The sequence below is a fragment of the Saliphagus sp. GCM10025317 genome (genome assembly GCF_042663665.1).
Classification (GTDB): Archaea; Halobacteriota; Halobacteria; order Halobacteriales; family Natrialbaceae; genus Natronosalvus.
Genome location: NZ_JBHTAQ010000005.1, coordinates 223,092 through 245,113, shown reverse-complemented (window position 1 = coordinate 245,113; position 22,022 = coordinate 223,092). Strand labels below are relative to the sequence as shown.

The 22,022-nt window shown below is 65.2% G+C and carries 17 protein-coding genes; 4 read left to right on the top strand and 13 right to left on the bottom strand.

Annotation, left to right across the window (positions count from 1 at the left end; all coding sequences use genetic code 11):
* Positions 1–18 precede the first annotated feature (18 nt).
* From ACFQS4_RS03325 to ACFQS4_RS03305, 5 genes are all read right to left on the bottom strand, one after another.
* Positions 19–1,572, bottom strand: coding sequence for a carboxypeptidase M32 (locus ACFQS4_RS03325; protein ID WP_497902283.1), 1,554 nt, complete (start codon positions 1,570–1,572; stop codon positions 19–21).
* Positions 1,497–4,067, bottom strand: coding sequence for a hypothetical protein (locus tag ACFQS4_RS03320; RefSeq protein WP_497902282.1), 2,571 nt, complete (start codon positions 4,065–4,067; stop codon positions 1,497–1,499). Before ACFQS4_RS03320 ends, ACFQS4_RS03325 begins: the two co-directional genes overlap by 76 nt.
* Before the next feature lie 39 nt (positions 4,068–4,106).
* A complete protein-coding gene (locus ACFQS4_RS03315; RefSeq protein ID WP_497902281.1) occupies positions 4,107–5,171 on the bottom strand; it encodes a hypothetical protein in 1,065 nt (354 codons plus the stop codon).
* A 217-nt stretch (positions 5,172–5,388) separates the two neighbouring features.
* Entirely contained in the window at positions 5,389–5,991 is a 603-nt protein-coding gene (locus ACFQS4_RS03310; protein WP_253431914.1) for a TIGR00296 family protein, read from the bottom strand.
* 150 nt (positions 5,992–6,141) lie between these two features.
* Positions 6,142–7,662: a carboxypeptidase M32 gene (locus ACFQS4_RS03305; RefSeq protein ID WP_497902280.1), complete on the bottom strand. Its 1,521-nt coding sequence runs from the start codon at positions 7,660–7,662 to the stop codon at positions 6,142–6,144.
* Between the two features lie 163 nt (positions 7,663–7,825).
* On the opposite strand from ACFQS4_RS03305, the gene ACFQS4_RS03300 reads away from it, so the two are divergent.
* A complete protein-coding gene (locus ACFQS4_RS03300) occupies positions 7,826–8,368 on the top strand; it encodes a DoxX family protein (RefSeq protein ID WP_497902279.1) in 543 nt (180 codons plus the stop codon).
* A gap of 52 nt (positions 8,369–8,420) precedes the next feature.
* On the opposite strand, the gene ACFQS4_RS03295 is transcribed toward ACFQS4_RS03300, so the two are convergent.
* Positions 8,421–9,515: a M20 family metallopeptidase gene (locus ACFQS4_RS03295; protein ID WP_497902278.1), complete on the bottom strand. Its 1,095-nt coding sequence runs from the start codon at positions 9,513–9,515 to the stop codon at positions 8,421–8,423.
* A 136-nt stretch (positions 9,516–9,651) separates the two neighbouring features.
* Positions 9,652–11,070 (bottom strand): O-antigen ligase family protein, encoded by a 1,419-nt coding sequence (locus ACFQS4_RS03290; protein WP_497902277.1) that lies wholly within the window; start codon positions 11,068–11,070, stop codon positions 9,652–9,654.
* A 221-nt stretch (positions 11,071–11,291) separates the two neighbouring features.
* On the opposite strand from ACFQS4_RS03290, the gene ACFQS4_RS03285 reads away from it, so the two are divergent.
* The gene (locus ACFQS4_RS03285; RefSeq protein ID WP_497902276.1) at positions 11,292–13,178 is read left to right on the top strand and encodes a PINc/VapC family ATPase; all 1,887 of its coding nucleotides are present in this window, start codon (positions 11,292–11,294) and stop codon (positions 13,176–13,178) included.
* Between the two features lie 105 nt (positions 13,179–13,283).
* Here the strand turns inward: ACFQS4_RS03285 and ACFQS4_RS03280 are convergent, their stop codons facing one another.
* Positions 13,284–13,601: a hypothetical protein gene (locus tag ACFQS4_RS03280; protein ID WP_497902275.1), complete on the bottom strand. Its 318-nt coding sequence runs from the start codon at positions 13,599–13,601 to the stop codon at positions 13,284–13,286.
* On the opposite strand from ACFQS4_RS03280, the gene ACFQS4_RS03275 reads away from it, so the two are divergent.
* On the top strand, positions 13,585–13,992 hold the full coding sequence (locus ACFQS4_RS03275) for a hypothetical protein (RefSeq protein WP_497902274.1): 408 nt from the start codon (positions 13,585–13,587) through the stop codon (positions 13,990–13,992). The genes ACFQS4_RS03280 and ACFQS4_RS03275 overlap by 17 nt on opposite strands.
* 139 nt (positions 13,993–14,131) lie before the next feature.
* On the opposite strand, the gene ACFQS4_RS03270 is transcribed toward ACFQS4_RS03275, so the two are convergent.
* On the bottom strand, positions 14,132–16,006 hold the full coding sequence (locus tag ACFQS4_RS03270; RefSeq protein ID WP_497902273.1) for a PAS domain-containing protein: 1,875 nt from the start codon (positions 16,004–16,006) through the stop codon (positions 14,132–14,134).
* 358 nt (positions 16,007–16,364) lie between these two features.
* On the opposite strand from ACFQS4_RS03270, the gene ACFQS4_RS03265 reads away from it, so the two are divergent.
* Entirely contained in the window at positions 16,365–17,108 is a 744-nt protein-coding gene (locus ACFQS4_RS03265) for a DNA polymerase sliding clamp (RefSeq protein WP_497902272.1), read from the top strand.
* A 28-nt stretch (positions 17,109–17,136) separates the two neighbouring features.
* Here ACFQS4_RS03265 and ACFQS4_RS03260 read toward each other — a convergent pair whose 3' ends face one another.
* From ACFQS4_RS03260 to ACFQS4_RS03245, 4 genes are all read right to left on the bottom strand, one after another.
* Positions 17,137–17,844 carry a DUF2238 domain-containing protein gene (locus tag ACFQS4_RS03260; protein ID WP_497902271.1) on the bottom strand — a complete coding sequence of 236 codons (708 nt, stop codon included), beginning with the start codon at positions 17,842–17,844 and terminating at the stop codon, positions 17,137–17,139.
* Positions 17,837–18,451 (bottom strand): hypothetical protein, encoded by a 615-nt coding sequence (locus ACFQS4_RS03255; RefSeq protein ID WP_497902270.1) that lies wholly within the window; start codon positions 18,449–18,451, stop codon positions 17,837–17,839. Before ACFQS4_RS03255 ends, ACFQS4_RS03260 begins: the two co-directional genes overlap by 8 nt.
* Before the next feature lie 79 nt (positions 18,452–18,530).
* Positions 18,531–19,547 (bottom strand): metal-dependent hydrolase, encoded by a 1,017-nt coding sequence (locus tag ACFQS4_RS03250; RefSeq protein ID WP_497902269.1) that lies wholly within the window; start codon positions 19,545–19,547, stop codon positions 18,531–18,533.
* Positions 19,548–19,706: 159 nt separating this feature from the next.
* Entirely contained in the window at positions 19,707–21,878 is a 2,172-nt protein-coding gene (locus ACFQS4_RS03245; protein WP_497902268.1) for a S9 family peptidase, read from the bottom strand.
* Between the last annotated feature and the right edge of the window lie 144 nt (positions 21,879–22,022).

The window sequence follows — 22,022 nt, the reverse complement described above, 5'->3', positions numbered from 1 at the left end:
AACCGGGCCGATCCAGCGCTACAGTCCGTACAGCGCCCGGAACTTCTCGTCGACGTACTCGAGGAAGTACTCGGCGGTGAGCGGTTCGCCTGTCGCCACCTCGATCAACTCCTCGGTCGGGTAGCGCTGGCCGTGGCGGTGGACGTGCTCGGTCATCCACTCGCGCAGGGGGTCGAACTCCCCCTCCCGGACGAGCGCGTCTACCTCGAGGTCCTCGCGCATCGCGGCGTCGAGCTGGGCTGCGAGCACGCTCCCGATGGTGTACCCCTGGAAGCCGGCGAAGCCGTACGACCAGTGGGTGTCCTGGAGACAGCCCTCGGCGTCGGTCTCCGGTCGGACGCCGAGGTAGTCGTCCATCTTGTCGTTCCAGACCTGCGGGACGTCGACGACCTCGAGGTCCCCCTCGACGAACGCCCGGTCGATCTCACACCGGAGGATGACGTGCAGGTGGTAGGTGAGTTCGTCCGCCTCGACCCGGATCAGGTTGTCGGGGTAGATCCGGTTGACCGCCGCGTACGCCTCGTCGACGGTCACGTCCTCCAGGTGGGGGAAGTGCTCTTTTACGGTGGGGAGAATCAACTCCCAGAACGCTCTCGTCCGGCCCACGTGGTTCTCCCAGAAGCGAGACTGGGACTCGTGGACGCCCGAGGAGAGCGAGGAGCCGAGCGGGGTTCCGTACTGGTCTTTTGGGAGGCCGAGCTGGTAGGTCGCGTGGCCGAACTCGTGAATCGTCGCCGTCAGCGCGTCGAGCGGGTCGTCCTCCCGAAAGCGAGTCGTGATCCGGGCGTCGAACTGGTTGCCGGACATGAACGGGTGAGGAGCCGTGTCGAGACGGCCGTGGGTTCGGTCGTAGCCCAGCACGTCTAGGACGGCCTCCGAGAGCGCCATCTGGGTCTCCTCGTCGTAAGTGTGGCCCGCGAACGGCGTCGGCAACTCGCGGCCCCGCTCTTGAATCTCGTCGATCAGCGGAACGAGATGCTCGCGCAACTCGTCGAAGATGCGCTCGACCGTCTCGAGCGGCAGGTACGGCAAACTATCCTCGTAGAGCACTCGATAGGGGTTTTCCGCGGGGTCGATCGCCGCGGCGCGCTCGCGATGGAGGGCGATCAGTTCCTCGAGCGCCGGTGCGAACCGCTCGAAGTCGTCGGCCGCTTTCGCCTCCTGCCAGACCTGCTGAGTCTCGGCCTGGTGGGCCGTCAGCCGCTCGATCAGGTCGGCCGGGACGTCGACCGCCCGGTCGTGCTCCCGGCGGAGTTCGCGGACGACCGCCGCCTGCTCGTCGGTGAGGCCGTCCGCAGAATCGGCGTTACCCGTATCCCGCGTCACCCCATCGGACTCGAGCGCCTCGAGCCACGTCGCCACCTCGTCAGCGGTCAGCAGTTCGTGTGCGAGCGACGAGAGCGTCGACAGTTGCCCCGCTCGCGCCGGCGTTCCCCCTTCGGGCATCATCACCCGTTGATCCCACCCCAGCGCCATCGACGCCATCCGGACGTTCGTCAGCTTCTCGGATCGCTCGAGAAGCCGATCGTAGGCGTCCGACGGGTCGATGGCAGTCTCGTCAACAGTTGCCATATTTCGTCTCGAAAGGTTCGAGTGGGTGATAGTAAATCCTCGGGTCGATCCGACCATCGTATGTAGAGAAGCGAGTTCTTCAGCGGCGAAGGCTTACAGCCACTCGGCGGTCCGGATCGACGTGATTGAACTATCGCTAACTGAGGAAGATCGACGTTATACTTGCTGAAAATGCGTTCCAGCCATTTTGAGTTCCCTATCGAACAGACCGAGATCGGAGTCCCCGGGCGTTGGAGTGGTGGCACTAGATGCCTGGCAATCGACGAGAAACACGACGTTCCCATGACTACTGATACGACTTCGAGTGCGGCGCCTCGAGTCTGACCCGTCGTGCGATATTTGTTCGCGTGGAGGTCGACCAGCCGGTTCGTCGTTGCCAGTTCCTCGTCGAGGAAATACCGCACGTCGCTCGCGCGCTCGAGGTCGTTGACGAACCGGACCGCGGCGTCTCCGTCGGCACTGTTCGCCAGCCGGGCTGCCAGTGCAGTCTGCTCGCTCGTCGAGAGCTGCTGCAGATGCGGTCCGGAGATTTCATCGAGTCGTGAGACTCCCGTCTTTTGTTTGTAGGGCGAGAAGCCCCGCTCCTGTAATCCGGTCCTGACCGCCGGCGTATCGATGTGCGGGTTCCCTCCGTCAGGAACGAGCCGGTGACTGATCTGGGTCGTCCGCGTCGACTGCCCCGACCGGACCGCCGGCAACACGCTCTCGAGGTCGTCCGAGGCCCGCCGCAGCTGGGTGGCCACGTCGCTCGCACTCGTCGCCCCTTTCGAGAACCCTTTGTCGCCGACGAGCGTCTCGATGACGAGAAACGCGCTGTACCCCGAATACCAGCCGTTGGCGAACTGGCAGTGGGTAAACTCCTCGTCGCTGAGCCCCAGGTGGTCGCCGTCAGAGTAGCCGAGCGTTCCCAGACACGTCGAGAACGACTCGAGTGGATCGCTCGAGGGAGCTGGATACGGATTCGCCTGCTGTTGATCGTGATAGATGCTCGGTGGCAGATCCTTCGCAATCTCGACCCAGGGATTCCGCATCGGATCCACAGAGGCACGTCCCATCTCCTCGATGAACTCGGTCATCGCCGTCGCCATCTCTCGCGGCTCCTCCCGAACCAGGCGGATGAAATCCGGCAACTCGGCCGCACCCATCGTAACACCGGTCAGAACCCCTGCTTCCTCGGGCGAGTTGAGTTCGGTCGCTAATTTGACCGCGTAAGGGTGTTTGTAGTACAGCGTCTCGGTCCCTATGTTCTCGTGGACGTCTTCGACGGTGATCGTCGTCAGCGAGCCTCGCCACGGAGTGAGAGCGATCTCGAGGGTCGACTCGAACGTCGAGGTGTCGAATTCTGATTTCTTCCCAGGATACGTGTTCTTGTCAAATCTCGCACCATCACGCCTGAGTTCAGCACTCGCCACGCCAGCGGAATCACTGAGTTCATACCCATAGGTCACCCAGTATTTCGGCAATTCGAACTTTTCATTATTTATCCCCTCGTTGATCGACGACAGGCTCACCGCTGGCGGCGTCACCGTGAACATCGTCGGATCCTCCCTGTCGAGTTCGAGAGCGTCTCGATCCGAAATCCCGTCACCGGTCGTATCCCGAAGCTCGGGATCGGTTCCCAGCTCGAACTCCTCGGCGTCGCTCAATCCGTCGCCGTCGGTGTCGTCGATCAGCGGGTTCGAGTACACCCTCCGTTCGGTGAAAAACTGCCCCAAGTCGCGGTCGCCGTCCGGATCGACGAGCGCCTCCATCATCGCTTCGGCGTCGCTGTGCTCGTCGACGACGTGGATCTTCCAGCCCTCGAGTTGCTGGCGGTCGGTCAATCCGTCGCCGGTCGAATCGATACGAGCGGGATGGGCAGTAGCACCGTTGACCACGGCTTTGAGGTCCCAGGCACCGTCGCCTCGATCGGACCTGACGAAATCCCACTCGAGGTCGATGACCTCGGCGTCGGTCAGCCCGTCGCCGCTCATGTCCGCAACCGTCGGATCCAGGTCGAGAGGGGACCAGAAAACGCCCGGTGAACCATGACGCATCCTGAGGGGCATCGTCTGGACTTCGTCGGGGATACCGGTGTCCGCAGTATCCTCGAGGAAACTCACGTAGTCGACCTCGAGTTCGTCGTCGTTCTCGGCCCGGAGCTGGACGGTCACCTCCTGGCCGGCGAAATCAGAGACGATGAGCGATGTGTTGTGCCAGTCCGTATGAGCAGAGACCGTTCTCGTCCGGTCGTCACTGATCAGCCTGAGTTCGGCGTCTCCGGTTCCGCGCAACCGCGTGTCGAAGTGGATCGTTTCCGCCTCGGACAGCGATACCGTTCGCTCGAGGGTCGAAATTGTCGGAACAGGCTCGTGGTCGTCGTCATCACTGCCATTTCCACTATCATCGCCACTGCTATCACCGTCGTCGCCACTACTATCACCGTCGTCGCTGTCATCATCGTTGCCACCACTATCACCGTCGCTGTCGTCGTCATCGTCCCCACCGGTCGGCACACAATTCTCCATGTTGGGGTACTTATCACACGTCGGGATTTACAGGATACCGACGTTTTCCGATGAACTGTGGTCACTATCGTGGACCTCGTACCCGCTTCCCACCTTGGCGACACCGTTAACCTGATCGACGTCGCCGTCGGCCGTCCACCCCTCGAGTGTCTGGAAATCTTCGAGGACCGGCCAGCCCGGCGATTCGGTGACCCGCCAACTACCAATCCCGGTGCCGCCCCCGTAAATTGGCACTATGTACGAGAACGAGCCAACGGTTGCTGTCGCGGTTCGATTCGTTTCGTCGACCGTCGTGTCGACGGGCCTCCATCCCTCGTCAGTCGACGGATCCCACTTGATGACCGTGATATTTTCAGCGTCGGCGATCGATTCCTCGATCGGGAGTTCGACCGTCGCACTTTCAAAGGCGGTATCGTTCGTAATCCGAACCATCGGCCCCGCGACTGGATCGGCCGCGTCCAATCCGTCACTGACGTTCGTCACTCGAATTCCGTCGGCAACGACACCCTTACCAGTCGCTGCAACGGTCACCCCGCTGTCCTCGTCGGTCGTCTCCGTCGTGAACGTCCGCTCGCTCGCGGGCGTCCCGTCCGGGGCCGTGTCGTTCGCCAGCGGATCGAGCTCGAGGCGAATCTTTTCGCCGTCCGTGAGTCCGTCGCCGCTCGTGTCTCGGACCAGTGGATCGGTTCCGTGGACGTGTATCTCCGCGTAATCCGTCAATCCGTCACGGTCGGTATCCGGAACGTGCGGATTCGTTCCGTGGGCTTGCTCCTCGAGCAGCGTTAACCCGTCGCCGCTGAGGTCCCGGTCGCGGTTGAGAACGCCGTCGTCGAACGAGTCGTTCACCAGCGGGTCGGTTCCCGACACGTAGACCTGCCAGCCGTCCTCGAGCCCGTCACCGCTCGTATCCGGGTCCAGGGGATCGGTGCCGATCCAGTACTCTTCGTACGATACCAGCCCATAGCGGTCGAGGTCTTTCTGCCCGTCAAGCAGTCCCCGGTCCGACTCGTTTGCATCCGTGAACGTCGAGTTGCTGTCCGGGTCGAGCGGAGCCGTCCCCCTTACCTCGAGTTCGCACCAGTCGAAATTCACCTCACCTCACCCGCCAGCCGTCCCTACTCACTGCCGACTTGAGGCGCCAGGCGACGCGTCAAATGCTGTTCGTCGATGCGCCGCTCGCTATAAAAAGTGTAGTGTCCCCCTCCCCTGGTGGACGCCTCCCGAAGGCGCCACCTCCGACGTGCGTCTGTCCGGCGATTGGGCACCGAGCGCGGGCCACATCGAGCCAGGACCGACGCGACGGGAGACGTTACAGTTCCTCGATGCTCCCGTCGCTCGAGCGCTCGCGGAAGACCTGTCCCTCGAAGAGGGTGACGACGACGTCGTCGTCCTGCCAGGCCGTCGGGGGGAGTCCGGCCTTGCGACACGTTCGGTCGAGGTACTCGCGGGCGCTCCAGCCGTTCTCGACCGGAATCGTCGGGTAGAGCCACCCCGCGTTGCCGCCGCCGTCGATGGCGACGCCGTGGGTTCCGAGTTCGAGGTCCTCGAGCGGGTCGTCGGTGAGCAGGATGTTCCGAACCGTACAGACCGAGACGGTCAGGTTCGAGAGTTCCGAGGGCGTCACCTCCGAGCCACAGGAATCGCCGCTCGCGGCTTCGATCGCCGCGTCGACGATGACGTGACCGAGCTGTTCACCCGAGCGATAGCCGCCGGCACAGCCCCGGAGGCTGCCCCGACCGCGGGTCGATTCAAGCCGGACGAACGCGCCGGTGCGCTCGTAAAAGGTCTCGCGCATGCTTCCCGGGTGTTCTCGTTGGCCGTGCCGTACGTAGGATTCGACGGATTCGCGTGCGAGTTCGACTGCACGCGCCCCGTCCTCGTAGGAGAGGTCTGCGCCCTGTCGCTGGGACATACAGACGTACAAGGAGTTACGTCCCCTAAAGCGCTTCTATTGGAAAAGGGGTATAGTAGCCCCGGCTTACGGGGACGAAAAATCGCCTTGCGTCGGGCACAATACGGGATTACTGGCGCCCGTTCGGCCGGCCTCGAGAGTGGCTCAGCCTCAGTAGCTCTCGAGATCGTACAGGTCGCCGTACTTGTGCTTCGCGTACTCGAGGAAGTAATCGGCCGTGTAGGCCTCGCCGGTGGCTTCCTCGACCAGGTCCGGCGTGGTGTAGCGCTTGCCGTGGGCGTGAATCTCCTCGCGAAGCCAGCCGTTGAGGTCCGCGAAGTCGCCCTCGTGGACGCGGTCGTCGAGCTCTCCGAGGCCGTCCTCGGCGGCGGCGTACAGTTGCGCGGCGAGCACCGATCCCAACGAGTACGTCGGGAAGTACCCGAACGAGCCGTGGCTCCAGTGGATGTCCTGGAGACAGCCCTCGGCGTCGGTTTCGGGGCGGACGCCGAGGTACTCCTCGTACTTGTCGTTCCAGGCTTCGGGCACGTCCGACACCTCGAGGTCGCCCGAGATTAGGTCGCGTTCGATCTCGAAGCGAACGACGATGTGGAGGTGGTAGGTGAGTTCGTCCGCCTCGACCCGGATCAGGTTGTCGTCGTAGACCTGGTTGGCCGCCTGGTAGGCCGCCTCCGGGGAGACGTCCTCGAGTTCGGGGAAGCGCTCGCGGGCGATCGGCAGGAAGTGCTCCCAGAATGGACGGGAACGACCGACGTGATTCTCCCAGAGGCGGGACTGGGACTCGTGGACGGTCAGGTCTCGCGCTTCACCGAGCGGGGTGCCGTATCCCTCGTCGGGGAGCCCGAGGGTGTAGTTGGCGTGGCCGAACTCGTGGATGGTCGACGTGATCGAGCCCAGCAGGTCGTTCTCGTCGAAGCGAGTCGTCACGCGCGCGTCGAACTGAGTGCCCGTCGAGAACGGGTGCGGCGCGGTGTCGAGGCGACCGCGGTCCCAGTCGTAGCCTAGCGAGTCCAGGACGTCGCGCGCCAGCGCCTCCTGATCGTCGTCGTCGAACGTCCCCGCGAACGCGTCGGTTTCGACGTCGGCCTCGGAGTCGTCGATGGCCTCAAGCAGCGGCACGAGTTCGTCGCGCAAGCGCTCGAGGACTCGCTCGGCGGTTTCGAGGTCGAGGTAGGGTTCGTAGTCGGCAAAGAGGACCTCGTAAGGATCGGCGTCCGGATCGATGTGGTTCGCGTACTCCTTTTGCAGGTCGACCAGTTTCTCGAGCGTCGGTTCGAAAATCGAGAAGTCGTCTTCTTCTTTGGCCTCGACCCACGTCGGGTGGGCGTTCGCGGTCGTCTCCGAGATCTCTTCGACGAGGTCCTGGGGAACGCTCGTCGCCCGGTCGTACCGCCGTCGGATTTCGCGGACGACGGCTTCTTCTTCCCCGTCGAGTTCGGTATCCTCGAGTGCCTCGAGCAACTCGCCGGTTCGCTCGTCGGTCAGCAGTTCGTGGCCGAGCGCCGAGAGCGTCGAGAGCTGTTTCGCCCGCGCGGGCGTACCGCCCTCGGGCATCACGACCTCCTGGTCCCACCGGAGGATTCCGGCGGCGTTGCCGACGTTCGAAATGCGCTCGATGCGCGTGAGAAGTTCGTCGTACGCGTCCGTTTCCGTCTCCGAGACTGTCGCCATGTCACTGCAATACTTGCGGCGGGCTATCAACCTCGTGGTTTCGGTGAACGCCTCGAGATGGTGCTGGCAACGCCTCGAACGGAGCGAAACGAGTTGCGAGACGAATACCACATGCTGGGAATTGCTCCCCCTGTTTAATGGTTCAGCAGACGACTGTTCAACCATGACAACAGAAGAAGTACGACTGCAAAGCACAGTTGCAGGATACACGGCGACCGGAAAGCTTCACACCCTCAGCGTCTGGTTCATCCTCGCGCTGCGACTGATGATGGGACTCGCCTTCTTTCAGAGCGGATTCGACAAGGTCCTCGGAGACTTCAGTGCCGGCGGCTACCTCGGCAGTCGAGAGGCGGGGCCCGCCGCGGACCTGTTCGTCTCGATGGCCGAAACCGGCTGGTTCGTCGACTTCGTGAACATCGCCGTCCCGTGGGGCGAGGTCTTCATCGGCCTCGGGCTCATCTTCGGCGTCCTGACGCGCCTGGCGGCCTTCTGGGGCGCGTTCATGATGCTCATGTTCTACCTGGGCAACTGGGACATCTCCCACGGCTACATCAACGGCGACTTCGCGTACATGCTCGTCTTCCTGTCGGTCGCCGCCTTCGGCGCCGGCCGCATCCTCGGGCTCGACGCCTACATTGAGCAGTACGAGGTCGGCGGCCAGCCGCTCGTCGAGCGCTATCCGTGGACGCGGTACTTCCTCGGGTAGGCGGGCGCTCTCGAGACCTTTTCTCCGATCAGGAGTCGCGTCGGCCAGCGATTTACCCGTCCCGCTTCCAGCCCGTAGACGCGAGCCGTCGGTACGTCTCGCGGCAGCGCTCGAGCGCCCGGATTGAGACGCTCTCGGTTGCCGTGTGCGCCTCGCCGGGTTCGGACGGGCCGTAGACGACGCACTCGGTGCCGGCCTGGGCGAGCCAGCCGGCGTCGGTGGCGTGGGGTTTCGTCACGAGTTCCGGCGGGTTCGACGCGTCCGACTGGACTGCTCGAGCCACCTCGAGCACCCGTTCGGCGAATCCGTCGTCCCCACAGCGCATCGGCGGCAGGTCCTGGTCGACCGCCCACTCGATCCCTGGCAGGTCCGCGACGGACTCGAGGTCGACCCGCTCGCCCGGGACGGTTCGTTCGTCGACCGTCAGCGTACACGACTCGGGAACGACGTTGATCCCCGACCCGCCGTTGATTTCGGTGACGGTGGCCTGCCCCTCGAGCGGTTCGCCCGCGACTTCGACCGTCGGGGCCTCGAGGTCGCGAATCGCCTCGACGGCGTCGGCCGCGCGGTAGATGGCGTTCTCGCCCGCGTCGGGTTCGCTGGCGTGGGCCGCCGTTCCGCGGGCGGTGATCGTGCTCCCGCGGCGACCCCGGTGGGCCACGGCAACGTCGGTCACGCCTGGGCCGGAGTAGTTCGTCGACCCCTCCCCGACGACCGCGTAGTCGGGGACGAAGCCGTGTTCGATGGCGTGGCGGGCGCCGACGCCGCCGACTTCCTCGCCGACGAAGCTCGAAAAGACGAGTTCTCCGGGAGGCTCGGCGTCTCGAAACGCGATCATCGCCGCCGCGACGGCCCCCTTCATGTCGGCCGCGCCGCGACCGTAGAGGCGCCCCGCTCGTTCGTCGACGACGTACCCGCCGTTGTCCTCGAGCTGTGAGGGGGCCGGGTCGACGACGTCGTGGTGACCGACGAGTGCCAACGACGCTCCGCCCGCCCCTCGTCGGGCGATCACGTTCCCCACCTCGTCTCGCGTGACGTCGGCATCGGTTTCGCGTCGCAGCCAGTCCTCGACGTAGTCGCCCGCGGCCGTCTCGTCCTCGTGGCTGGGAATCGAGACGAGGTCGCGAGTCAATTCGCGAACGTGCATGGCGACGGGTACGACGGCGGAGGTGTTGGGTCCACCGGGTTCGGCTCTCGAGCGTGGATCTGACCACACCCAGATCGAGCGTGGAACCGATCACCTCCGGATCGAACGTGGGTCTGACCGCCGCCGGCTCGAGCGCTCAGTCCCCGAACAGGAGGTACCCGATGACGAGCGACCCGATCACCGCACCGGGCGACCACCAGAACAGAGTGTAGGACTCGAATAGCTGGTGGACGGCCCAGCCGGCGGCGAACGCGAGCATCGCGACGTCGACCTCGCGGTACTCGATCGCCCCGGCGACGACGCTGCCGACGACGAGACCGAGGTACGCGAGGCCGCCGACCAGTCCGAACCGGACGAACACCGAGAGGTACGAGTTGTGCGGCGACGCGGACAGTCCGCCGTCGAGGTAGGGCTCAATGACGTGGCTCGCCGGAGCGCCGTAGCCGAACAGGAACGGCCCGTCCCGGATCGCCGCCAGGCTCCCGGCCCAGAGGTCGAAGCGGTTCGAGTCGGAGATGCCGATGACGTCGACGTACATTCCGAGGAGAAATCCGGTAATCGTGAGGGCGGTCGCGACGAGTACCGCTGGAACGGCGCGTCGACCGAAGACGACGTACCCGGCGTAGATCACGACGGCGGTCGCCGCGGCGAGCATCGACGCCCGGGCGTTCGACAGAAACAACCCGAGGCCGCAGATTCCGGCGAGGGCGGCGGTGACGGCCCCACCGAGGGGGCGCCTGGTGGCGACCGCCCAATGAAACTCTACCGCGGCGGCGACGAACCCGGCGAAGGTGACCACGCCGAGGGAGTTCGGGTTCACAAAGATCGATCGCATGATCGTGACGTCGGTCTCGATTCCCGGGAGCGACGGGGAGCCGGACCACTGGCGAACCTCGAAGATCCACAGCGAGTAGTCGCCGACGAGGTACGTGAACAGGCCCAGCAGGACGACGGCCGCGGCCAGGCGAGCGAGGATCCAGAGGAACACCCGTTCGGGAACGAGGCGTGGAATCACGGCGAGGCTGCTCCCCATCACGACCAGGGCCCACACGGGCCAGCGCGACTGCGAACTCGAGGGGACGAACGCCAGCGTGTGTGCGAGCGAGACGGCGGCGAGTGCCGCGAAACAACCCACCGCGACCCACTCGCCGACCGAGTACTGCCTCGCGTCGGTGACGAGGAGGAAGAACGAGACGATGGCGACGAAGACGACGACGACCGAGAGCGGTCGGATCGACCCGAATCCGAATCCCGGCGAGCGGCTGCGATAGACGACGGCGAGGACGGCCGCGGCCGCGGCGAGAATGACGACGAGACCGAGTCCACGGCGGACGGCCGCTCGAGATGAGGCCACGGCGAGTCGACAGCCGAGGACTGCCCCGGGGACGACCGCGACGGCGGCGAGGTGCCACGCATGTACCGAGTCGGTCGCGTTTGCGACGACGACCAGTCCCAGGTAGCACGCGAACAGGAGGCCGGTCGCGCCGGTCGTGAGCCAGCCGTCGCTCCGGTCGAAGACGAGCGGCGACGCCGGTTGCTGGTCGATCGTAGCCACAGTCGTGGCAATCACAACGAGTGATAAATAGCTGTTCCAATCGACAATCTGCCAGGTACAGGTCGAGCGACCACCCTCCAGACGCGTTCTGTCTCGCTGACTGTTCGCGACTGGACGATTTCCGCGTACTCGCCCGTCCGGCAACCAGCACGCGTCCGGCAGCCGCACACCTGGTATCGCCGGTGGACACGCTTATACGCCTCCGTCGAGCAGTTACCGTTATGCACGTCGTGCCGGACACGAGCGTGGCCATTGACGGCCGCGTCTCCGCTGCGATCGAAGACGGGCAGTTCGAGGGAGCGACGGTCTCGGTACCGGAAGCCGTCGTCGCCGAACTCGAGGCGCAGGCCAACGACGGCCTCGACAGCGGCTGGGACGGCCTGGGCGAACTCAAACGGCTGGCCGAGTTCGCCGACGAGGGCCGCATCGACCTCGAGTACGTCGGCGAGCGGCCCTCCGCCATCGAGCGCGGCCACGCCGCCGAGGGCGAGATCGACGCCGTCATCCGCGACCTGGCCGAGGACCTCGAGGCCACCTTCGTCACGAGCGACATCGTTCAGGCCGAGGTGGCCCAGGCGAAGGGCCTCGAGGTGGATTATCTCTCCCCCGAAGTGCGGCGAGTCGGGACTCTAGCCATCGAGGAGTACTTCGACGACCAGACGATGAGCGTCCACCTCAAGACGGACACGCGGCCGAAGGCCAAACGCGGGGAGATCGGCGACATGCACTACCAGGAAATCGCCGACGAGCCCCTCGACGAGGACACGATGGACGAATACGCCCGCGAGGTCGTCGACGGCGCCCGCGAGGCTACCGGCGGCTTCATCGAACTCTCGGAACCGGGGATGAAGATCGTCCAGTTCCGGGACTACCGGATCGCCATCGCTCGGCCGCCGTTCGCCGACGGTATCGAGATCACCGCCGTCAGACCGATCGTCCAGACCGACATCGAGGACTACGAACACGCCGACGAACTGAAGGAGCGTCTGCTCGAGCACCAGCGCGGCGTCCTCATCTCCGGATCGCCCGGAGCCGGGAAGTCGACGTTCGCCCAGTCGATCGCCCGCTACCTGAACGACCACGACTACGCGGTCAAGACGATGGAGAAGCCCCGCGACCTCCAGGTCGGCCCCGAGATTACCCAGTACACCGAACTCGGCGGGCGGATGGACAAGACCGCGGACGCCCTGTTGATGGTCCGGCCCGACTACACGATCTACGACGAGGTCCGCAAGACCGACGACTTCGAGGTCTTCGCGGACATGCGCCTCGCCGGCGTCGGCATGATCGGGGTCGTCCACGCGACCCGTCCGATCGACGCCCTCCAGCGACTGGTTGGTCGGGTGGAACTGGGGATGATCCCGCAGGTCGTCGACACCGTCGTCTACATCGACGCCGGGGAGGTCTCGACCGTCTATGACGTCAAGACGGAGGTGAAGGTCCCCGCGGGGCTCACCGAGGAGGACCTCGCTCGCCCCGTGATCCAGGTAACGGACTTCCAGACGGGCAAACCCGCCTACGAGATTTATACCTTTAACCGCCAGGTCGTCACGGTCCCACTCGAGGACGGCGGCGAAACTGCAGAGAGTGGCGTCGACCGCATCGCCAAGTCCGAGATCGAACGCGAGATCCGGTCGATCGCCCGTGGCTACGTCGACGTCCAGTTGAAGAGCCAGAACCGCGCCGTCGTCTACGTCGAGGAAGATGACATCTCGACGGTAATTGGCAAGGGTGGCGGGCGAATTACCGACGTCGAGAACCGGCTTGGGATCGATATCGACGTACGAACGCACGACGAGAATCCCCACGGGTCGGGCTCGGGCGGTGGAGGTAATGGCCGAGGTGGCCACGGCAGCGCGGGCAGAAACAGCGGCAACGCACAGCCAGCCGGCCAGATCGTGACCCCCGAGATCACCTCGAGACACGTCATCGTCCCCGTCGACGGCAACCACGGCGAAACGGTCGAGGTGCAAGCCGGTGGCGAGTACCTCTTCACGGCGACGGTGAGCCGCGGGGGCGAAATCCAGGTTTCGAGAGGGAGTGCGATCGCGGACGATCTCGAGGACGCGATCGATCGCAAGCGGCCGATTACGGTCGTCCCGTCGTAGCCATCGTCCCTGTTGTACTGCGGCGAGCGAAGCGAGTCGCGGCTTTTTGGTGGAGATTTTTGCGCGAGCGATGGGTGGATCGAGGTGACGCGCGATCGTTGCCGGTCAAAGACGGTCGTTGATGTCCTCGTCCGTCGATTCTCCCGGAAGGATGTCACCCAGTGCGGCGCCGAACGCGGCGACCGTCCAGATTACCGTCACGCGACTCACCTGCTCCATCGTCGTCGGATTCCCCGCGGAGAGTTGCCCCCACATGAACAGCATCCCAGTGGACGCCAGAAACGAAACGAGGAGGACTCCCGCGTACCGTCGCGGGATCACGCCGAGGATTGGCTTTCGAACCTCGACCTGCCTGAAGTCAGCGTAGTAGAGCAATCCCGCGGTCATCGCCAGGAGAAAGCCGAGATTGGCGACGAAGAACACGGGAACGCCGCCGAGGGTAGCCGTCAGGAACCACTACGCGATGGTGAAAACGCCGTCCCCGACGAGGAGTGGGAGCGCGAAGATGACGGAGCCCACGAACGCCTGCGCGATGTCCTTCGTCGTGTACTTCGTGATCCGCTTCGTAAACGCCTCGCTTCTCGAGCATTCGATTGACGAGCCTGATCGTCTCCTCGACTCGCCGACGTTCTCCAGGATCGTCAGCGGCGTCTTTCAACTCGTCCAGTTTGTCCAGCAGATCCTCGATGTCCGGATCCGAAACGTTGCCCGAGGCACCGCTCGAGTGCGTACCGGCGGTCATCTATCCGAATGTGGATCGGTTATCGACAAAAGTGTCGGTGTCGGTGTCTCCAGCCGGTCCAGCCCTGCGTAGTGAGCAACTCATCGAGGCCAGCGGACGGATTACAGTGGAGACGTGGACGAAGACCCCGACGACGGCGACGTAGACGCCGATGGTCTGAAGCGCGACGGACGAGTGCTCGCTAATCGGCATCCGAACACGAAACGCAGAATTACGGGTCAGGTTCAGAACTCGAGAAGTCGACGTCCAGAAAGTCGATCCGCGCGCCGCCTTCGTCGCTCTCGCCGATCGCACACGTCCACCCGTACACCTCGGCCAGTTCCCGAACGAACGCCAGGCCCAGTCCGGTTCCGCCGTGTTCCTCGGCGGTCGTAAAGCCGGCCTCGAACGCAGTCTCCGGATCGTCCACCGAAAACCCTGGTCCGTCGTCGGCGACGAAAAAGCCCTCCGGCGTTCGCTCGACCCGGACGGTGACGTCCGGGCCACCGTGAAGGACGGCGTTTTCGAAGAGGTTTCTGAACAGGTGTTGGATGTACGTCTCGTCGCCCCTGATCTCGCCTTCGAGTGAGATGTGGGTCGTCGCGTCGGGAGCGTCCACCTCGCCCCAGGCGTCTCGTGCGGCGGTCGCGAGCGGGACCGGCTCCCGGTCGCCGACCGACGTTCGTCCGTGGGTCAAGACCAGCAGAACGTCGATCATGGTTTCGATTCGGTCGAACGCCTCGTCTACGTACTCGACCGCGTCCGAGTCCGCCTCGGCCGGCAACTGGTTCGCGTATATCTGACCGATCGCGACCGGATTTCGAAGTTCGTGAGCGATCATACTGGCCAGACTCTCGAGTCGGTCGTTAGATTGCTCGAGCTTTTCGATCGTCTCCTCGAGCTTTCGTTCGCGTTCTTTGAGGGCGGTGACGTCTTTGGCGGTGCCGACGATCCTGTTCAGGTCGTCGTCGGCGGTGCGGACGCTGCCGCCCTGTGCGTGAACCCATCGCACCTCGCCGTCCGGCTGTACGACCCGGTACTCCTCGTCGTACGCTTCCCCCGGGAGGGCCGCGAACGCCTCGCGGACGCGCTCGCGGTCGTCGGGATGAATTGCCTCGAGGAACGACAGCGGGTCGTTGTACAGCGACTCCCGATCGCGCCCCCACACGTCCTCGTAGGCTGGGTTGATGTAGACGAACTCGGAGCCGTCCGCGCTGGCCATCCAGACGACCTCGTCGACGTTCTCCGCGAGGACTCTGAGTTTCGCCTCGCTCTCGCGGAGTTCACGCTGGGCCGCTCGACGCTCGGTGATGTCGATGAGAGCACCAGGGAATGTCGTGGGATTGCCCTCCTCGTCGGAATCGACGTGTCCGCGAGCGACGACCCACCGGAGTTCACCGTCGGCGTTCCAGACGCGGTACTCTTCTTCGTACTCGCCACGGGCCTCGATGGCCGCTTCGATCGCGTTCTCGACTCGCTCGCGGTCGTCCTCGTGGATCCCTGCAACGATGTCGTCGAGGGAGACTCCCTCCTGGACGGCGTCGGGGTCGGCGCCAAACTTCTCAGCGAACCAGGAACTCGTGGTGAACTCGTCTTCGGGGATGTTCCACTCCCACGTGCCGACGGCCCCGGCCTCGGTCGCGGCCTCGAGTTGCGATTTCGCGTCGTCGAGGAAGCGCTCACGTTCTCGCTGTTCGGTCACGTCACGAACGATTCCGACGATGCCCTCTACGGTGTCGTCCTCGACGATCGGGTTGACTCGCACTTCACACAACAGCCGGTTTCCGGAATCGGTCTCGACGGTACACTCGAGAAGGTCGTTCCGTGGGCCAGACGGCGGCGCTGTCCGAAGCCGTTCGATCTCTCGTTCGAGCGTCGACGCGCCCTCGTCGAAGAGCGTCGAGACGTGCTCGTCGCGGATGTCGGCACGGTCGCAACCGATCGTCTCGAGGAAGTCGTCGTCGCCGCCGACGACGTGGCCCTCGGCGTCGAGGTGAAACAGTCCGTCGTCGATTGCGTCCAGGATCGTTCGATACCGTCGCAGTGACGTGTCGACGTCTGTAGAGTCGAGAAAGGAAGTTTCAGCTGTCAACCCACGCTCACCCATGCGTTCGGTATTGAGAGTTCTATCAGATAAACGTTCACCGTTGCCGTCTCGACGAGGCGTCACGACTTTCCCGTCTATACGGTGCATCACGACCGGGCGTTCGACGACAGTTCAGGGGATCGCCCCCCCCCCAACCCCTCGAGTCTCCTCGATTCGCAGAGTTCACCGACTCGTTTCTCGAGGACGCGAACTCGTAGAGACGCGATCGACGTGCGACTCGGGATCCGCCGTGCGACTCGAAGTGCTGCCTATCGGAACACCGTCGACGGCCACGAGCAATGGACGCCAGGCGGTGGACGCGAACGGGGTCAGCGCCAAAGGGTGCCTTTTTGTACCGACCGTCCGTAGCCCGATCCATATGTTCAAGGCCATCGTGAGCGCGGAAACGCTCACCAGCGCGCTCGACTCGGTGAGCGTGCTGGTCGACGAGTGCAAGATCCACCTCGAGGAGGAGGGGCTCTCAATCCGGGCCGTCGACCCCGCCAACGTCGGCATGGTCGACCTCTCGCTCGAGGCGGCCGCGTTCGAATCGTACGAGGCCGACGGCGGCCTGATCGGCGTCGACCTCTCCCGACTCGAGGACATCGCCGGCATGGCCGAATCCGGCCAGCTGATCCAGCTCGAACTCGACGAAGAGACTCGCAAACTCCACATCCAGATCGACGGCCTGGAGTACACCCTCGCGCTGATCGACCCAGACTCGATCCGCCAGGAGCCGGACATTCCGGATCTGGACCTGCCCGCCCGCGTCGTCCTCGAGGGCAAGGACGTCAACCGGTCGGTCAAGGCGGCGGACATGGTCTCCGATCACATCGCGCTGGGCGTCGACGACGCCGAGGAGTTCTTCTACGTCAACGCCGAGGGCGACACCGACGACGTCCACCTCGAGTTGACCCAGGACGACCTCATCGACCTCCAGGTCGGGCCGGCGCACTCGCTGTTCTCGCTGGATTACCTCAAAGACATGAACAAGGCGATCCCGAGCGACACCGAGGTCACGCTGGACCTGGGCGAGGAGTTCCCCATCAAGTGTTACTTCGGGTTTGCGGAGGGACAGGGCCAGGTCACGTACATGCTGGCGCCGCGGATTCAGAGCGACTAATCGACTGATCGACTCGAGTCGACATCGCTCACTTCTTCTGTTCTTCCGTTTCCCCTCGCTCGAGGTGCTCCAGTCCCCCGGCGTTCCGGGCCTCGAGTCGCTCGCGAATCGCCCCGCTCACGTCCCCGAGGTAGGCCCCACCCCAGATGGCGACGATCAACGCCCCGATCGAGTTGAAGACGAAGTCGAGCATCGTATCCTCGAGGCCGTACTGGGTGAGCACGCGTGGCAGCCCCAGGGCCTCGGCGGTGAGAGCGATGGCGAACTCGAGGATCTCCCAGAGGACGCCGAACGCGAGGACGAACAGCAGGATGAACAGCGCGATGAACCGGCCGGGGAAGTGGATGCCCTCGGCGTGTTCGTCGAGGGCACGGACGGTGGCGTAGCCCGCGGCGGCGACAACCGACGCCGAGAGCGCGTGGGTCATGTGGTCCCACCACCAGACCTGACTGTAGAGCGTGCTCGTGGCACCTGGCAGGCCGACAGTGCCGAAGGCGTGGAGGAAGACGGCGGTCGTAATCCAGAGGGTGAGCCGCGGGTCCATCGGAATGCCGTAGTCGCGCTCCAGGATCGGTGGGAGCTGGGTCACGGCGAGGGCCACTGCGGTGTTGATGACGATGCCGCCGTTGCCGCGGTCGACGCCCACGAAGAGCATGCCGACGAGCGACAGTTCCATCAGGTACGAGAGCTGTCGCTGGCGCTCGGTCGAGAGTGTGAACGCGGCGAGATCAATCATCGTCCACCCCCGGCAAGAGGTCCTCGAGCTCGGGGAGCGGGTCGATGCGGCCGAGGCGCCTGAAGTACAGTTCGAAGACGACCCCCGCGCCAAGTCCGGCGAGCGCGGAGAAGACGAACTCCCACATGACGGCGTCGTGGTCGGCCTCGAACGGGATACCGAAGACGGTGGCGACGCCCCAGCGGAACACCGTCCAGAGGGCGGCGGCGGCCATCGTCGTGACGACGACGAAGACGACGGCGAAGGAGGCGGTCATCCGTACAGCGGTGAACGTCTGGAGTTCGACCGTGAGCACGAGCGCGACCGCGGCCACCGAGAGGTAGGAGGCGACGTGGCCCGTCAGGAGGTCGGCCCCCAGCACGATGCCGAGTGCCGGAGTCGCGGCGAGCAACAGCACCTCCCAGGGGAGCATGACCAGCGGTGATCGGAAGGCGATCGGCGGAAGGATGGCGAGCCCGACCAGGACCAGCGCGAACGTCGCCCACAGGAGTTCACGGGTGGCCAGCCCGCCAATCCCGATTCCCGCGAGGGCGACCACGATCGCCCAGCCGGCGACGGCGTTCGTCCGGTCGTCGCCGATCAGTTCCTCGAGTCGCGTTTGAGACACGGTCACTGATACCGATGGAATCCTTAAAAAGGAGAGGGCTCTCCAGAGGGGTTCGATTCGATTTTGTCGAAGATAGTATCTACAGCGGACCCACGAGCGCGTACACTGCCACGTAGGCCAAAAGCGCGACGGTCACGCCGGTCAGCGCCGTAAGAGCGATGCCGAACACGCCCCTTGAGGTGCGCCAGCGCCGCGGAATCAGGCCGTGAATCCCCGGTACGGTTCCCTCCCGGACGACGCCACAGAGGATCCCGGCGCCCAGGATCGAGAAGACGAAGTGGTAGGACATGTCGAGCGTCGGGGGCGTGCTAACCAGGGCGACGATCCCGTAGGCGGCCCCGGCGGCGGCGCGGCGGTCCAGCGCCGTGAGGAGGTTTCGGTCGGCCAGGCGCGCGTAGGTGAGCAGGGCGAGCCAGATGATACCGAGTTCGATCGCGAACGCACCGAGCAGATTCAGCGTCGGATCCGGGTGGAGCAGGACGCGAGACTCGAGGGCGGGTGTGGCGAACGGGAACAGCCACGCCGGCGGTTCGCCGGTGAACAGGTCGCCCCACGGATGCGAGCACAGACCCCAGAGCGCCGCGAGGGCGACGGTCGTCGGCGAGAAGGTGGTCACCCGGGCGGTTCCGAGCGCGACGCCGGCGCCGGCGATCGCGAAGAGGGCCATCACGAACGCCGCGACCGGACCGGACGCGGCGAACGCGACGATCACGAGTGCGGCGAGCAACCCGGCGGCGGCGGTGTGTGCAAGTCGAGCCCCCGTCGTACTCGACCTCGAGTTCGAGTGTGTTCGCGTGCGACGAATCGCGAGCAGGCCGAACGCGGATGCGCCGACGAGACCAACGACCAGCGAGTGGGTGGCCGAGCGGTGGACGGTTCGGCTGGCGTCCCAGAACGCGGTCGAGGCCCCGAGCGCGCCGTCGCCGAGATTCCACTCGGCGAGGCCGACGAGCGCGTAGGCGACGTCGACGTCGGGGATCGCGGCGAAAAGGCCGGCGACGACCCCGATCCCCAGCGCACGGCGTGACTCCCAGCCCCGCCACTCGGCGACGAGTGCCGCGACGGCGAACGCGAAGAGTGCGTGACCGACGAACACGATACATCGGGTAGGGAACGCGTCGGCTTAAGCGACTCGCGTGATCTCGGTGGTCGAAAGTGCTCGAGGGAAGGGTGACGGCGGTGGTTGGCGGCTCGAGGGTGGCGCAACGGCGATGACCAGGCCGCTCGAGGGCGAGAAATCTGTAGCGACGCGATATCAGGCGCTCGTATCCTCGTTATTCTCGGCTGGCGCGTCGTCGTCCCCGTTCTCGTCCTCGCCTTCGTTCGAATCGCCACCACTCTCGTTCGCATCGTCACCACCCTCGCTCGCATCGCCCTCCTGGCCCGCCGTAAGTCCCTCGTTCGGCCCGCGCTCGAGCGCTGGCGACGCGTCGGTGTAGTCGCTGTAGCCGTCGAACCAGCGGACGATCCGCTCGAGGCGGTCGACGACGTGGGCCGGCTCGCCCGAGCGGGAGAGCTCGTGGCCTTCGCGGGGGTACCGAACCATCCGGGTGTCGACGCCGTGTTTCTTCAGGCCGAGGTAGAACAGTTCGGCCGTGTTCGCTGGCGTGCGGTAGTCCTGGTCGGCGTGGATCAGGAGCGTCGGCGTGGTCACGTCCGGGACGTGCGCGACGGGGGAGTGCGCCCAGAGGTGCTCGGGGTCCTCCCAGGGCGTGACGCCGTAGTCACCCTCGACGAGCTTGAACGCGTCCGTCGAGCCGTAGAAGCTCGTGAAGTCGTAGACGCCGCGCTGGCTGACGGCGGCCCGGAAGCGGTCGGTCTGTCCGACCGTCCAGGCGGTCATGAACCCGCCGAAACTGCCGCCGGTGACGTACTGTTCGTCGGCGTCGACGTACTCGCGCTCGCAGGCGAGGTCGACCCCTGCCAGCACGTCGGTGAGTGTCACGTCGCCCCAGTCGCGCTCGATGGCGGCCGCGTGGGCCTCGCCGTACCCAGTCGATCCTCGGGGGTTCGACCAGAAGACGACGTAGCCAGCGGCGGCGAGGCTCTGGAACTCGTGCCACATCGTCCCGCTGGTGGTCCAACGGGCGTGGGGGCCGCCGTGAATCTCGACGACGAGCGGGTAGGTCTCCTCGGGATCAAAATCCGGCGGCGTCAATAGCCAGCCCTGAACCGGCCCCTGGTCGCTCTCGTAGCGCAATTCTTCGGGCTGAGCGACGGCTCGATCCTCGAGGTAGTCGGCGTTGACGCGGGTCAGCCGGGTGACCTCGTTGCCCCCGCGCGTGGACGCGAAGACGTCCCCCGAGTGGTCCCACTCGCTCTGGACGTAGGCGATGGCGTTTTCACCTACCGAGAAGCCCTCGAGAGTGACGCCCTCGCCGTAGACGGTGGTTGGATCCTCGCTCCCGTCGCCGGGGGCCGACCAGAGCGCGCTCGCGCCCTCGTCCGGCGTGGCGAAGTAGAGGGTCTCCTCGTCGGGTCCCCACTCGAGCCCGCCGTCGTAGCCGAGGGTGCGATCGATCGATTCGGTGACGGTCGTCTCCGTACCCGTCGTTCGATTGAACACCTTCAGTTCGGTCTGACGAAGGGTAAACCCGTCTTTCGGCACCCACGGGTAGGCGACCCGGCCGTCGGTCGTCGCCGCGAGCATCGTCGCCCAGCCGATCGTTTCGGCGACCTGCTCGACCTCGCCCGTCTCGAGGTCGTGTGCGAGGATTTCGGAATCGATGGAGTCGTCGGGCACCTCGCCGAGCTTTCGGGCGTAGTAGACCGTTTCGTCGTCACCCCAGGCCGCCCCCGTGTGGTCAACGTCGCCGTCGGTGAGTCGCTCGAGGGCGTCGTTGTCGCCTACGGTCTCGGTAACGGTCCCTTGCTCGAGCGCCGACTCGACGTCGAGCGTGTAGACGTGGTTCCGGCGGCCGTCCGCGTAGCGCTGGTGGGCCCGATAGACGAGCCGGTCGATAACCCGCGGGTCGGGCGTCTCCGGTTCGTAGTCGGGCTCGACGGCGAAGTCGCGCCCCTCCTCGCGGTCATCGGCCGTCGAGGCCTGCGTGAAGAGAACGTGAGAGCCGTCGGGACTGCACTCGAGGCCGGAGACGCCGCCGACGACGCTCGTGACCTGGCGGGCCTCGCCGCCGTCGGTCGGAAGGACCCAGAGCTGCGGCCGGTCGTCGTCGGCGCCGCGGGTGCTGACGAACGCGAGGTGTGAGCCGTCGGGACTCCAGCGCGGCTGGCTGTCGACGCCCTCGCTGACGGTGAACTGGGTCGGCTCGTCACCGCCGAGCGGGACGACGTAGATCGTCGCCTCGTAGGACTCGTCGTCTTCCGGGGCCTTCCGGACGAACGCGACTCGCTCGCCGTCCGGCGAGAGCTGGGGGTCGGCTACCTGGACGATGTCGTGGTAGTCGGCGGGGTCGACCGTGTGCATAGTCCTCACTCCGGGCGGTCGGGAGTATATGTTTCGGTTCGTAGGAAACACGGGCGTCAATGACGCTGTCACAGGCTCATTACCGGGCGTTCAGCACGTCGTGAGTGTCCAAGAATCAGTACTTTCAGCAGATACAATCGGTTA